The organism is Mycobacterium triplex (assembly GCF_000689255.1).
GTDB lineage: Bacteria > Actinomycetota > Actinomycetes > Mycobacteriales > Mycobacteriaceae > Mycobacterium > Mycobacterium triplex.
Genome location: NZ_HG964447.1, coordinates 426,208 through 439,771 on the forward strand (window position 1 = coordinate 426,208; position 13,564 = coordinate 439,771).

The 13,564-nt window shown below is 64.1% G+C and carries 15 protein-coding genes; 6 read left to right on the forward strand and 9 right to left on the reverse strand.

Annotated elements, in window-relative coordinates:
• Window positions 1-58: 58 nt before the first annotated feature.
• From BN973_RS29490 to BN973_RS29530, 9 genes are all read right to left on the reverse strand, one after another.
• Entirely contained in the window at window positions 59-1,060 is a 1,002-nt protein-coding gene (locus tag BN973_RS29490; protein WP_036473937.1) for a DUF4917 family protein, read from the reverse strand.
• 48 nt (window positions 1,061-1,108) lie between these two features.
• The gene (locus BN973_RS29495; RefSeq protein WP_198049007.1) at window positions 1,109-1,567 is read right to left on the reverse strand and encodes a hypothetical protein; all 459 of its coding nucleotides are present in this window, start codon (window positions 1,565-1,567) and stop codon (window positions 1,109-1,111) included.
• Window positions 1,539-2,684 carry a nucleotidyltransferase domain-containing protein gene (locus BN973_RS29500; protein WP_139830017.1) on the reverse strand — a complete coding sequence of 382 codons (1,146 nt, stop codon included), beginning with the start codon at window positions 2,682-2,684 and terminating at the stop codon, window positions 1,539-1,541. Before BN973_RS29500 ends, BN973_RS29495 begins: the two co-directional genes overlap by 29 nt.
• 17 nt (window positions 2,685-2,701) lie before the next feature.
• Window positions 2,702-3,856, reverse strand: a complete 1,155-nt coding sequence (locus tag BN973_RS29505) for an SAVED domain-containing protein (protein WP_036473939.1) — start codon at window positions 3,854-3,856, stop codon at window positions 2,702-2,704.
• Window positions 3,857-3,942: 86 nt separating this feature from the next.
• The gene (locus tag BN973_RS29510; protein WP_036473945.1) at window positions 3,943-4,140 is read right to left on the reverse strand and encodes a hypothetical protein; all 198 of its coding nucleotides are present in this window, start codon (window positions 4,138-4,140) and stop codon (window positions 3,943-3,945) included.
• Between the two features lie 95 nt (window positions 4,141-4,235).
• Window positions 4,236-5,270 carry an ImmA/IrrE family metallo-endopeptidase gene (locus BN973_RS29515; RefSeq protein ID WP_036473950.1) on the reverse strand — a complete coding sequence of 345 codons (1,035 nt, stop codon included), beginning with the start codon at window positions 5,268-5,270 and terminating at the stop codon, window positions 4,236-4,238.
• Entirely contained in the window at window positions 5,270-6,061 is a 792-nt protein-coding gene (locus BN973_RS29520) for a hypothetical protein (RefSeq protein WP_036473952.1), read from the reverse strand. Before BN973_RS29520 ends, BN973_RS29515 begins: the two co-directional genes overlap by 1 nt.
• A 241-nt stretch (window positions 6,062-6,302) precedes the next feature.
• Complete coding sequence (locus BN973_RS29525; RefSeq protein WP_036473954.1) at window positions 6,303-7,223, reverse strand: hypothetical protein; 921 nt, start codon at window positions 7,221-7,223, stop codon at window positions 6,303-6,305.
• 128 nt (window positions 7,224-7,351) lie between these two features.
• Window positions 7,352-8,098 carry a hypothetical protein gene (locus BN973_RS29530; RefSeq protein ID WP_036473957.1) on the reverse strand — a complete coding sequence of 249 codons (747 nt, stop codon included), beginning with the start codon at window positions 8,096-8,098 and terminating at the stop codon, window positions 7,352-7,354.
• A 453-nt stretch (window positions 8,099-8,551) separates the two neighbouring features.
• On the opposite strand from BN973_RS29530, the gene BN973_RS29535 reads away from it, so the two are divergent.
• The 6 genes from BN973_RS29535 (at window position 8,552) to BN973_RS29565 (ending at window position 12,919) form a co-directional block, all read left to right on the forward strand.
• A complete protein-coding gene (locus BN973_RS29535; protein ID WP_051641717.1) occupies window positions 8,552-8,794 on the forward strand; it encodes a hypothetical protein in 243 nt (80 codons plus the stop codon).
• A 132-nt stretch (window positions 8,795-8,926) separates the two neighbouring features.
• Window positions 8,927-9,583 carry a hypothetical protein gene (locus tag BN973_RS29540; protein ID WP_036473963.1) on the forward strand — a complete coding sequence of 219 codons (657 nt, stop codon included), beginning with the start codon at window positions 8,927-8,929 and terminating at the stop codon, window positions 9,581-9,583.
• 460 nt (window positions 9,584-10,043) lie between these two features.
• A complete protein-coding gene (locus BN973_RS29545) occupies window positions 10,044-10,874 on the forward strand; it encodes a hypothetical protein (RefSeq protein WP_036473965.1) in 831 nt (276 codons plus the stop codon).
• A 237-nt stretch (window positions 10,875-11,111) separates the two neighbouring features.
• Window positions 11,112-11,780: a DUF3846 domain-containing protein gene (locus tag BN973_RS31925; RefSeq protein ID WP_231122313.1), complete on the forward strand. Its 669-nt coding sequence runs from the start codon at window positions 11,112-11,114 to the stop codon at window positions 11,778-11,780.
• Window position 11,781: 1 nt separating this feature from the next.
• Window positions 11,782-12,702 carry a hypothetical protein gene (locus BN973_RS30190; RefSeq protein WP_139830016.1) on the forward strand — a complete coding sequence of 307 codons (921 nt, stop codon included), beginning with the start codon at window positions 11,782-11,784 and terminating at the stop codon, window positions 12,700-12,702.
• Between the two features lie 4 nt (window positions 12,703-12,706).
• A complete protein-coding gene (locus BN973_RS29565) occupies window positions 12,707-12,919 on the forward strand; it encodes a hypothetical protein (protein WP_232232264.1) in 213 nt (70 codons plus the stop codon).
• Window positions 12,920-13,564: the final 645 nt, after the last annotated feature.

Sequence of the window (13,564 nt, forward strand, 5' to 3'; positions counted from 1 at the left end):
GAGGGCTGACGCATTCGGGAGTTATCGGTAAAAAAACTGCTGCGACAGATGCTTCGAATTAATTGCCGGGAACTCGCATTCCGGCGTCTCCGAGTGGGTGGGTCGTTGAGTCGAAGAAGAAGAGATCTTGGTCCGGCAAGTTTGCGCGGTAGGTAGCCTTTGTTGCCACCACTGACGCGGGGTCGGCGACGGGGTAGACCGAGACGGCGACCGCGCGTCGACCTCCGTTGCGCACAGCTTGCACGATGTGGCCGTCCTGAGGACCGAAGCTTGCGCCGAATATGATCACGGGATCGTCGTTCTGGGTCAGTTGCTGATATCCGAAGGACAGATAGTCGGATCGGCGTATCGCACGTTGCTTCTGCTCGGACCGTCCTTCGCTGACGATTAATGGAAGCCGATTCGGGCTGGAGGACAAAGCATTTCCAAGTCGTGAGAGGAGTCCACCTTGTCGCTGGTTGGTCCATTTCCCAGTTTCTCCGGTCCGCGTGTCTTGCCACAGGTGGATACCGCCGTGGAGGAACACCAGACCAGTCGCAGAAGTCGACCTGAGCTCCGTGTCTGCGGGGTCGAACGGGTTATTCCAGAAAAAGTCGACAATCTCAGCCGCCGATAGATCGTTCATTAGAGCCCAGTAGGTGAGGAGATCGTAGTTGAGTGTGAAAACCCAGCGATGCTGATCGAGTACCGAGGCAATCCGCCGGATTTGGTCTGTTGGCAGTCTGCGCCACGGAATGTGGACCCGCTGAATGGCATTGACGAGTTCAGCGCGTACGTGAGAGTAGAGCTCATGTATGTGGCCGCTGTCTTGGCTGAGCGCTTCCGAGACGCGCTCAGCGTGCCAGAGGCTCTCCATGACTTCCTCGAAGTTCACCGTTTGGAGGTCTGAAAAGAGCTGTGTAGCAGACGTGTTGAGGCCCGCATGGTTGAGCAGCTCCGAATAGGCGAACCTGCCCCATATATTGATGCTCAGCCCGTTGCCGATGAGGAGAGTGGGCCAAGTGGCTCCCGCGAGCGCAGACCAATCGTGAAGTTGATCGTCATCGGAATTCGGCGTCATGACTGCCGCATGCCTTTCAGCTCGAAGCGGGGCGCTAGCGAGTGTTGGCTAGCGAGTACTCAAGTGATCTGGGCTGTGCCGACGCCGATTCGGCTCGCCGTGCCCTCCGCCTTCCCACTCTCCGGTAACCAACCATATTTCGTAGTAGAACAGCCACTCGCTAGTCCACGGCACTGTGGTGTGCGCGATGTACATGTTGGGCGCCCACTCTCCCGGAAGGTGCAGGCACAACTTTTCGCCTGGGAACGTATGCGGCAGTTCATCAGCGTCGCGGTGGAGCTCGAGCTTCGGTGTGACGACTCGTACGTCGGGTGATGCGCCGAGGCGGTAGTCGATCTTGATGCGGTAGTGACGAGACACTTGCGTTGGCTGGAGGTCAGCAGTGATGGTCAGGCGAGTACCGTGTCCGAGACTGACCGTAGCGTCGGGAAGTGCGCTGTGGATGGCGAATGCCTGTTGGCTGATCGTCAGGCGGCCGTTAGGCGCGGCCACGGCCGTAAAATCCATGTGGGGGAGTGGGTCGACCCGACCCGATGACGAGTGCGCCTGTCCCCGAGGCGATTCCGAGTCTTCTCTGCCCTCTGAGGTCAACGGTGGTTCGCGCCCAGTTGGCCGCGGACTTCGCGAGTACCCCTCGGTCGAACGTACCGCTGAGGCGGTCGACGAGGACGTCCAGACCCGAATCCCGTGCATTGGCAGCGGTTTCGATGTCGTGTTGGATCCTGCGAAGCCAGCTGTTGAAGGCCTGCCGTCGATGCGCGGTGTCGGGTTCGTTCCACTTGTCCACGAAGTTTTCCTTGGGCTGTGCCGGATTGAGGACCAGCCAACGGCCGTTGGACGTCTTGATGAAGTTCGGCATGTCGTCGATAACCTCGAGGAGGGCGTCGCCGAGGTCGTCTTGGCCTTGGTAAGCGTGTGCGGCGAGGGTGGTGATCAGGACCGACGGGGGCCGGTTGTCGACGTCGTTGGCGAAGTCGAGGTAGCAGTGCCATTTCAGTACCTGGACTAGTCGCTGCAGTGTGGAGCGCACCGCCCAGTTGGGGACATCGGCGACGTTCTCCGCGCGGGCGCTGGCGGCGATCTTGCGTCGCATCTCCTCGGACCGGCCGCGGAACCAGATGGCGTAGTCCTTGGGATTGGCGTGCTGCCATGGCCTCAACTTGGTGTCGGTGAGCAGGATGCCGTTCGGCGATGTGCGGAAATCGGTGTCGATGACAGCGGGCAGCACGTCGAGGTGAAACCCCTGACTGGAATAGGAGAGTGTCCAGCACCGGCGCTTCTCGAAGAAGGCATCGGGTGCGTCGTCGGACCCGAACTTGTAGTCGTTGTAGTCATCGAGCATGCCGCCGACGCGCTCCTTCAAGTCGGCTTGAGTCGTGTCGTCCTTGGTGATCCCGTCGCGGAAGACCAGGTCGATGTCGTACTCGGTCCGCTGCGGCGGGAAGATTGCGGTGCCGAGCAGGAAGCCGCCCTGCGGGTAGACGCTGCAACGGGCGCCGCCGTTGTCGGCGAGGAAATTTCCGACGTCCTGGTAGCGGGCCACGACGATCTTCTGGAGATCGGGTGGGATGTCGAGCAGGTCCACTGCTCCGGCGAGCAGGGCGGACAGTGGATTCATCGTCATGGTGCTCATAGCGCCCCTCAGCGGCTTGTCTCGGCTGTCGATGTCGTGAATTGGTAGGTGGTGCTGCCAGTGACGCGGTCGTAGATGTGCAGCGGGGGGTGGGCGGCACGCATGAGGTGGCGTCCCATGCTGACGGCCGCGGCGGCAGGTACGGCGGAGAACGTCGGGATCGCCTGGACACCGGGGTGCTGGGCCTCGACAGCGGCCAGGACCTCGCGCCAGGTTCGGCTGAAGGCGTCGAGGGACCCCGCGCTCCCGATGAGCCCGGGGATGGGCAGGCTGTCCGCCGGCCGCAGTTCGTAGATCGTGTAGCTATCGTCGATCTCGTCCGGGAGCCGGTTCCGGTCGACGGACCCGGACACCGACACCAGCAGTGCCACCTTTGTTCGGTTGCTGCCGACCCGGACCCTGGTGAAGTGGAATCCGACGTCGCGCGCGCTGGCAGTCCATCCCCAACCTTCGTCGCCGTCGCGCCGCTTGGGATAGAGATCGACGGGGACGGTGTCATCGAGAAGCGTCCCCAGCAGGATCAGCACCGGGATGCGGGCGAGCGGAAAGACCGACAGGTGGGTGACCCTGCCCTTGGCGACCAGGGTGCGCAGGCGGTCGAGGCGCTCGTCGAGGTGAGCGTGCGCCGAGGCCCAGTAGACGGAGGTGCCGTCGCGTTCACCGGGCAGCGGGCGCAGATCGACCTCGTACTCGTCGGCGCCGCGAAGGGCCCAGTCGGGGAACCGGTTGCGGGTGAAGAGGGCCTCTCGGATGCGGGCATCGGTCAGATCGACCGCCTGATCGTGGATGTTGCCGATGACTCGGAGCACCGTGGTCGATCTATCGTGGCCCATCGCGGTCAGGCCCCGCACCCGGGACTCGTGCTTGCGCTTCATCGCACGCAGGGTGTCCGCGTCGTACACGGCCCACAGCGACTTGTCGTCGATGACCTTGTGCTGGTCGTAGCACAGCAGTAGAAGGTTGTCGGCTTCGCCGCGCAGTTCCACCGCTAGGCTTTCTGAGCCTCGGGGGGACCCGTCGGCGGTGGACCAGCCGACGATGTGCGCGAGCTGGCCGATCATCACGTCCTGCCCGGTGGTCTCGTCGTCGAGCAGGTAGCGGTTGCAGATGGTGCAGCGCCCACCCGCCGCGACCCAAACCCGCCGGGCAACGCGCTCGGACACCGTTCGAGTCTGCCCGCCGGGGCCGACGACCGTGTTGGAGGCAAGAGCGTCATCGACGCTTAGTGCGGTCCCTGGCGACGCCACCGTCAGGCCTTCTCGCGAAGCGTGGTCTTGGGATTCCTGGCGGCTTCGGCGGCGCGGACATACTGACCGTCGACGGCGCTGCGGTAGCGCGCGCCGGGTCCGCCGCTAGTGCCGGGTGATTCCCGTACGGAGGTCCTCGGATGGCGGGCTGCGGCCGCCTTGCTGATGTAGCGACCGGTGATCGCGCTGCGATAGGGCATGACGTCTCCTCGATGGAACGAAGGGCCTCGTGACCCTTTCGGGGGGATCTGACGTCACATCTCCCGAATCGTTCGGGGTAGAGCCTTTCGCCAGATCACACGCAGTCCCGGCACAGTTCGCTGCCGGGGTCGAACCGAGACGGGTGCAGGGTCAGAAAGCATTTGGGGCACGTTTTGTCCTTCTTGGCGCGCGCGACGTGGCATCCGCAGTGACCCTGCGTGCACCGCGGTTCGGCACACCGACTGCAGTGGTCAGCGACGGTGAACGAGTCGTCACAGGTCTCGCACGTCCACGATCGCGCGCCGCCGGCGCCGCCGGTGTCGGGCCGGGGTAGTGCCAGTGGTTTCCAACCGGCTTTGTCGGAGGCGAGCACGGCGACGAGGTAGTTCGCGTCGAACCACCGTGCCTGACCATAGACGGTGTCGCTCCTCCCGCCGTTGCGGTAGCTGACGTGCGTCTCGTCGCGGGTGGCTCCGGCTCGGAGGTTTCTCAGTGCCGCTTCGATCAGCGGGGTGTGTGACTGGTCGGAGTTCTTCGCCGGCGGAATGAAACTCTTCGGTGCGGCGAAGCGCACCACGCCCACGCTGTCGAGCAGCACGACGACTCCGGCGCCCTGGAGATGCCGGGCAGCCCACACGCAGCACGCTTCCCTCGATGCCGATGAGTGCAGGCTGTACAAATCGACCACGTCCTGTGCGGTCGGTCCACGTGGGCCTATTCGGGTGCGCAGTTCGTCATCGGGGAGCAGGACACCGGCGGCGAACGCGTCGCAGGCCTCCTCTTCGAACAGGTCCGGATTGCTGTATCCGAACACCGTGTTCCCGAGGGCGATGTCGGTCTGCTGCAGGTGGTGGCCGAGTTCGTGGAGCGCGGTAAACCCGCGGCGGGCGTACGACAGAGAGTTGGTCACGACGAGCGTAGCCGGGTTCGGCTGGTAGCTGCCGGCAACGGAACATCCCGAACCGTCCGACGACTCGTCGATCTCGATGACTGTGACATCGTGCCAAAGCTCCAATTCACCGAGCGGATCCGTGCGCAAGCGGGCGACGGTGCCGGGGCGGATACGCTCGGCGACGGCCTCCATTTGCTTGGCCTGTGCCTGCGCTTCTGTGGTGTACATGCCGCGCATCACGGGGCACCGTAAGGTTCTGCCAGCATGCGGAACTGTGCCAAGCGGGCCCGCCAGTCGGGTTCCTGGGCGCCGGTCTGACGTGCTGCCCGAGCGAACATCTCATAGCTGGCCGCCAGGCGGGCGTCCTCTTCGCGGCCGCCGGCGCGTTGTGTGTGCGCGCGCCAGACCTGGCGCCACCGAGGATGGTCTACTTCCTCGACGAACCGGGCGGGCAGCGGTTGGACGGCCCCGGCGACTACGGCCTCGTCGATACCGGTGACCCTGGCAACAGCCGACGCGATCTGCGGGGACACCGGCCGTTTGCCCCGAAGTAGGCTCATGACTGCCGGCTGGTCCAGACCCAACGGCGACAGCGCAGACACGAGCACCTCGAGATCGACGTTCGTTCCGAGTATCGACGCCAGCGTGGGGACGGGCTGGCTATCGCCGTCGCCCGCAACCGGCAATGCCGGGCTGGACCGCAACGCGATGAGGTCGTCGGAGATCGTGGCTCTGACTTGGATCGACGTCTCGAACGGGTGTGACGGGGCGCGGCCGCGGCGGACACCGTCGGGGAGGCTCGTCGAATCGGGATCCGATGCCCAGGCCGACGTTCCATCCGTTAGCTCGTCAATGATCTCGTCGAGGACCCGCATCGGCAGGGTGGTGCTCAGTCCCGCCCAGAGGGTGGCGTCGGTGCCGAATGCCGTTGACCTGTCATCGAGCACGAAGCAATCAGCGTCTTCGGCCGACGGGTCCACGGTCAGCGGAATGACATCTAACTCTGTTCCTTCGATCTGGCGAATCACGACTAGCCTGCGTATGTCATCCCATGATGCTCGCCAGATCTGTCCGGGGTGTATCGGGTGATCGCGGGTGTCGCCGAAGCGCGCCCGACGTCGCGCAGAAGACAGTTGTGGGGCTGCTGCGCGACGAGCCAGTTCGAGTAAATCTTGCGCCGTCGCACGCTTGCTCACGTGGTTGCTCCGTTTCGCATCTGCTGGGGGTGGGCGGTCCCCTGTGGTCGAGTCTGACGACTCATGTCCGGGGTCATCCGGCATCGGATACGCCGCATAGAGCAATCACCTCCCGGACGATGTCTTCGGCATCGCCACTGGTACCTGCTAGTTCGCGAATCCTGGCCTTCAGTCTGGCGGTGAAGGCGGCGCTTTGCGTACGGCCCTTTCCCAGTTTGAGCCGAACGGCAGCGCTGTCGTGCAGCATCGGCACGATCTCGCGCTCAGTGGCCGTGAGCCGGCCGGCGATCTCGGCTGCGGCGCTCGCGACGTCCAACGCAACCTCATCGGCGATGAGGGTCTCCTCGGGGTCGAGCGTTGTAGCCGCGACATCGATCGGGTGGTCGTCATCGTCGATCGACGCAACGGTGGGGTCCAGCGCCGCGGCGAACCGATTGGCGAACACGGCTACTAACTGCGCGATCTCCAAGCTCCCGCCAGCCGTAGCCAGTACCGCATCGATGATCGCGACCAAGGAGTCGCGGTCCGCGAGAGGCGCGCGCCGCGTGGCGCTGGACCACTTCGGTACCCGGACCTCGCGCACGCTCCACGCCGTGGCGGTGAGGTCGGCGATGCTGCCCACCCACGGTGCAGCGTTGCTGCCCGCGATTCGCCATCGGCCGGCACCGTCTTGGCCGGCGGCAACGCGTTCAAAATCCGACGCTGTGTTTAGCACCTTCTCGAGAGTGCGACGGATATGCCCTATGCCGGTTTCCCTTGCGCGATCGATCAACCAATTCCTTATCGAAGTTCGCAGTAGCTTTGCAAGCGAGTCGTCGTTCGTCGCCTGGCCGAGCAGTGATGCAGTGAGGGGCCTCACGCGATCGACGAGGAAGTCCTGCACGACGTCCTCGAACTCCAAGTGCGCCAACGGGAGGAACCGGCGCAGTTCCTCCCGTAAGAGCTTTTCGACGATGGCCAGGCATTTTTCACCGAGGTGCCCGGCCTCCTGCAACTCTTTAAACGCTGAAATGACGCGTCCGCCCTCCCCGTCGATCGACCCAGATCAGTTGTAGCACCAGGAGGCGGCCAGCTCCGGGGTGCCGATCGGGTGCGTCGGTGGCGAGTCACTAGCTCTGAGCATCACCCACGGCCAGCCCACCGACGTAGGAGGTTGTATTTCCGGCGGTTCTGATTTAGGCAATGGCTAAACTGTTGCCGCACAAATCGATGCGAAGCTAGTGATGCCAAGCGGCCATTCGTCGTGACGACCGACGCTCTCTTTCGCACGCCCAACAATTCCGACCAGACAGCGATCTCAGCGAGCGTGGACTCGGCAACGGGAAGTTCGATGGTCGACACCGTGCAGACTAGGACGGGGTCGATCGCCAGGGGCACCGATCCGATGGCTTCGTGGAGGTTGACGTACCGGACGGCGCGAGCGCCGAGGGCCTGCAGCTGTGCCAGCTCGACGTCATTGAACATGGTGCAGAATTCGTCGGTGACCTTAAAGTGCAAGTCGTCTGGATGGGGGAGCGCGATCTCGACCCGGTGCAGTACCTCGTCTCGGAGAGATCGGCACAGTCCTGGTCTGTCGAGTCTGCGCAGAAGGTTTTCGATCGTGGCCTCGTAGGTGCCCAGGTGCACGGCTAACGACAGTTTGGTCGCGATAATCCTGTCGGGGTCGAGAATGCTAATACGCCCCGCCGTTTGCATCGCCATGGCGGTGACATCGGCGGTGTAGGCCTCCAGATCGGGCCAGTTCTCGTATCTGCCGCTGTGATACCAGACTAACCGACAGACTGAATCGGTCTGCAGTGCAATATCTTCGGTGTGGCGCAGTGTCGAGGATAGGTCGGTGACGTCGACGGCGGTGCCGCAGGCGCACACCGAGAAGCCGGTGCACTGCAGCTCGAATAGGTCGGCCTCGACCTCGACGCGGCCGCCGCAGCCGGCACACGTGAACCAGTAGCTGTAGCCGAATCCGGTCGGCGGAGGTCGACGGCGTCACTACCGGACATCGCGAGGGATCTTCCCCGGCAGCGCACTCAGCCGCCTTAGATGCTGTCCGCCGCCGTTAGTGGCCGCGGCTGCCGCTAGGTGACACCAATCACGCGGTTCGCACAGAACTAGGCTGAACTGGGCTTTTGCAACGAAGATTAACAAGCTCTTGCGACACGCCGAAGTCCTGTCAAAGTAGGCAGGCGTGTCCTGTCAATCTTCGCCGCATCTCGACACTTCTTCTTCTTCTTCTTCTTCTTGTCTGTCGGTGGGCGACGGTAGTGTCACTGGTGTTGGGGCAAGCCATTGGGGCGGGCTCACTTGTTTCGGAAGGGGAACATCATGGCGGTTTATGGCGACGGTGAATGCTTGGCTGGGCCGGACGGCTGCGAGGGCGAGGTCTTCGCGCGCTCGACGCTCTCTGGGAGTGGGGATGCCTATTACCGGTGCGATCACCACTATGAGGCGTATGCCGTCCGGCTTCAGCCGGTGATGGATGACATTAACCGGCGATATCCGGCGATGGCGCCGGCTGATTGGGACCCCTATTACGCGGGTGAGGCCTGGGACGAGGACGGCTGGTAAGCCGTGGTGGTTCCGAAATAGTTGCTGCGCGTTTTGGTTTCGTCGTATGGGTGTCGGTGTTCGGCGGTAAAATCGCAGTTGTGGGGCTGGTCATTCGGACTGGTCCACGATTCCCAGGGAAAGGGGAAAGCAGTGACTGCTGTCGTTGAGGGTTCGGTAGCCGCGGTGTCGCGGTCGGTCGCGGAGGCGTTGGCGGCCGGCGTCGAGTCGGGCGCGGTGGTGTTCGCGCCGCTAGTCGATGGACCGGTGCCAGGGTGGTTGGTAATCGAGGACTCCGCGGTGGGTGACGCGGAGCGCCAGTGTGCGGTCGTACGGCTCGACGGTTGCGCGGTGGTGGTGGTCGGCGCGGTGTCGGAGGTTCAGGTGTCCGGTGATCCGGTGCCGGCGGAGGAAGAGATGCCGGCGTGGGCCTCGGCGCTCGCCGGCGCGTTCTGGGCAGCTCGGCGGGCTCGAGGGGAGGCGCAGGCGGCACGCTTGGCGCTCACCGAGCATCAGGCGCGGCTGGAGCGCATCGTCGACGCAGCGCACGAGTACGCGAACGATAACGACCTGTGCGAACGGTTTGACCGGTTCATGCTGTCTCAGGGCTTGCGGCCGCGGTTGCGGGAGTGGGTGTGTGAGGTGGACGCAACCATCCGGCTTCGCATCCCTGTGTCGTCCCACAGCGCCGACGCGGCTGCGGGAGAGGTGACCGATCAGATGGCGCAGCAAGCGATCGCGGAGCTGCGCGGTCCGCTGTTGGCAAACGCGATCCAGGAGCACGACGTAGTGGACGTCGAGGAGAGCTAGCGCCCTGTCGGATAGTGGTGGCCGGCCCGTGACACGGTCGGCCACCACTATGCGTCGACCGTGTCAGCCTCCACCCGGCACAGGGGTGGGGTGTGGTCGAAACAGGTTCGCAGCACCCACTTTTCTTGTTGTCGATATGCAGTGAAGATTGACAACGTGGCCAGTGTTGTTTAACAACAGGTCGCGCAGGCATGCCGAGCGGTAATTGCTCCGGGAGAGTGGCGATTTCGGCGGGCAGCTAGTTTGACACCGGTACGCGACACGCCGGGTATCTGTCAAAGTACCTCGGCGATTCTGGTCAATCTTCGCTGCATCTCCCCAGGTGGTGGTGGTGGTGGACATCACGGTGCGCTGATAGGGGTTATCGCTGTTCGTTCGGCGTTGTCGGTGGGGTTCGGTAGTGTTGTTGGTGTAGGGCAAGCCAGCTGGGCGGGCCCCGAAATCCCGGAAGGGGAGTGCCATGACTGCAGCAACGATCGATCGGGTTCCGGCGGCGGCCGTCGACAAGGATGGCGACATCGACTGGCGCGCGCTGCTCGAACAAGCGATGACGATGCCGGGCCGGCTGGGTGACACCTACTGCCGCTTTTACCAATATTCGTTGGCCAACCAGCTGCTGTTGTGGTCGCAAGGCGTCACCGAGCCGTGCGCGCCGTTCAAGGTGTGGAAGGCGCTGGGCCGTATCCCGGTCAAGGGCGGCGCCCGATTCGTGCGGCATCCGCGCCCGGTCTACGAAAAGGACGCCGAGACCGGTGACCGGGTGGTCAAGTTCACGCGGTTCGTGTTGCGGCGCAGCACATTCCCCTACTCGAACACGGTGGGTCCAGACATCGAATGGCCCGAGTTGCCCGCATGGGACACACAGCGTGCGCTGGCCGTTCTCAACATCGAGCAGGTGCCTTACGCGATGATCGACGGCAACTGCCAGGGGTACAGCTTCGAGCGGACGGTCGCGATCAATCCCGTGGCGAAGTTCCCGCTCAAGACCATGTTCCACGAGTTGGGGCATGTGATGCTCGGGCACACCACCGGCGGCGACGAGGGTGTGAGCCCCTGCAGCCGGGGGGTCGGCGAATTTCAGGCTGAATCGGTGGCCTACCTACTGGCTCACGAACTCGAGCTGAACGCGTGGGCGCCGGAGGAGTCACGCGCGTACATCCAGCATTGGCTGGGTGACGAGCAGGTCACGGACAACCACGTCCGTGCGGTGTTCACAGCGGTAGACAGGATCCTGAGAGCCGGCCGGACTCTGGCCGAGGTCCAGGACGACGAGGAGGCGATCGCCTCCTAACTGGGCCGCGCAGCGCGCGCCGGTGAACCCCAACATTCCCGCTCCGGCAGCTGTGCGCGCGTCTCCGGTGCCCGCTGGCTACCTCCCCTGTCGCCGGCGGGCACCGCTCGATGGTTGCTGTCGTCGGTGCTCGTGCTCGTGCTCGTGCTCGTTTCGGTGTCGGTGGGGCGCGGTAACGTTCGTCGTGTTGGCCAAGCCGTTGGGGCAGGGCCATGTTTCCCGGGAAAGGGGAGTGTTGTGACTGCTAGCGATGCACCGGTGGTGCTGAAGGTGGGCCTTGATCGGACGGTGACGCGGGTGCCGTTCATCGTGGATGAGCGCGAAGGTGCGGGGGCGCTGTTTCGCGAGCAAATCGGATGCGCGTTGTATGACGTGATTTCGCTAGATGATCGGCTCGATATGTGGGTAGACGATGAGGCGATCGTTGGGGTGGACCTGGACGACAGCGAGGCGTTGGCTGGCGTACTCAACGTCGTGGCAACCATGATTGCGATCCGCTACGGGCGATGGCAACCGGTGTTCGGCACGGCAGTGATCGCCCGTTTGGCGGGCGAGCGTGCCGCTGCGCTCGACGAGGACCAGCTAGCCAGACTGGAGGATTTGGCCGAGTTGTCGTCGGCTGTGTTCGCCGGTACGGACGCTTCACGTGTGGGCGAGGAGCCCAGTGTGGCAGTGCATTTGAAGATCAAGGTGGAGAACACCTACAGCGATGGCCACGAGTCCGAACAGGTCGAGAAGGTTCAAGTGGAGCCCTTCGAATACCTCGAGCATCTGTGGGAGCAGCTGCGGGAGTACACGGGCGACGGCCATGGCATTGGCCGAGACGTGGATGCCCTGTACACCGTGACCGTGCTGGAATCCCCTGAGCGTGCCGAGCTTGTGGGGCTGAGCAATGAGTGGGGCTGAGATGAGTGCACCGACCCCACCGGCAGCTGTGGTCGCCGCTGTGGCGGCGCTACGGGCCTCGTTCGACGACATCCACGTCATGCATGAGTGCGACCAAAATTGCCCTACTAACTGCGATCTGAGCGATTACAGCGAATCTGCCTATCGCTCCCACGATGAGCACAACTTCGATGTGCGCGAGACGATCCATGACCGGGCGGCAGCCCTCGTCGAGGTGCTCGAGGAATGGCTGGGGTCGCCCCGCGGGGAAAGCCAGGGCGTAGACGTCGCCGAATCACCACGCGCGGAGGCATTGGTCGCTCCGCTGGTGGTATCACGCGACCCTAGCCTGTATCAGCAGTGGTGGGACCGCGAGGCGAACCGCGCCGAAATCGCCGACATGTTGGCACGGTTGGCCGGCGAGTGCGAAGCGGAGTACACGTTGCACGAGCTGATGCTGCAGGTCTTCCAAAGCGACCCGTCCGGGGCGAGCTGGCTACAGGTGCAAGGGCTAGTAGCGGGTGCTGACGTGCGGTGGCTGAGCTTGGACATAGATCCGGCTTACGACGGCCAGGGAGTGCTCGACGGGATCGACGTCGTTTTCAACCTGCACGTCGAAATGGCCAATATCGGCCAGCGGTGGCTCGCTGTGTCGGTGTATGTCGCCCGCCCTCACCGCGTGTTAGCGCCGCAAGCATCGGAGGCGGGGCTGGCCCTGGCCGAGGTTATCGACCAAGCGCTGGCGATGATCAACGGGGAGATCGCCGAGCGTGACGACTTCGCCGCGACATCACGACAGCTCCCATGGGGGTCTGCGCCTGCCGCCGGTGGCGGGGTGAGCCCGCGGCACGGGCCAGCGTGCTCGCTGCGCTTCGATGATGGCGTGGCCACCCAAGGGGAGGGCAACGGTGAACGGTCAGCCGTGCGGCTTCGTGACGGTTGAGGACATGTGTTGGCCGGACCCAACTGATCTGCGGGAGTTGGCGTATCGGTTGCGTTGTTCGCCGGCGGGGTTGGGTCGTCGTGATGAGTTGGTGTTGGCGTCGATCGTGGAGGCGTACAGCTCGCTGGTGTGGATGGATTCGCGGAGCCGGCAGCGGCGGGTGATGGCGCTGCGGGAGGCTGTTGGGGTGTCCAGCGGTGTCGGTGGTCGCCGGTAGGGTCTGTGGTGTTGGGCACGCCAGTGGGGCGGGCCTGGGGTTCTCGACGAGGGGAGTGATGACCATGGCTGAGGTGTCCAAGACGGCCGGGGTTGACGGCCTGGACGGGGTCGTGGCGGCTGCCGACCGATAAGGGCGATCACCAGCGCGCGGTGCGCCGCCAGCGCCGCCAGGACCGGCGTGCGGTGGCCTCCCTGCGCAAGGTGTATGGGCGCCGCTAAACCCCCCGTGGCGCGCGTTCAGCGTGCCGCCCTAACCCGTGCCCCGCAGGCCCCGCCTGCGGGGCACCGTCATATCCCCCCTCCCGTCCGGCGCGAAGTACCGAAAATAGATCGCGCGGAAAGTGTTGGAAACCAGCATGATTCGGAGAGAACGTGTAGTATGACGGTATGACGTTGAACAGCAAGGTAATCCGCGTAAACGGTGGCGCCAACCGCGAAAGCGGTTGCAGCGCAATGCTGAACGGCACAATAGGACACAACGTCACCACCGCGGCACCGCGTCAGCGGTGCGGATACCGAAACACCAACCGCGACAATGCGATCCAAGACAACCGCGTAAGCGGTTGGCGCACAGGTTAACTCGTCGGGCGGGCTTGCCCGCCCGGGCATGGGAGCCGGCGCAGCCGGCTCACGAGGACAGACG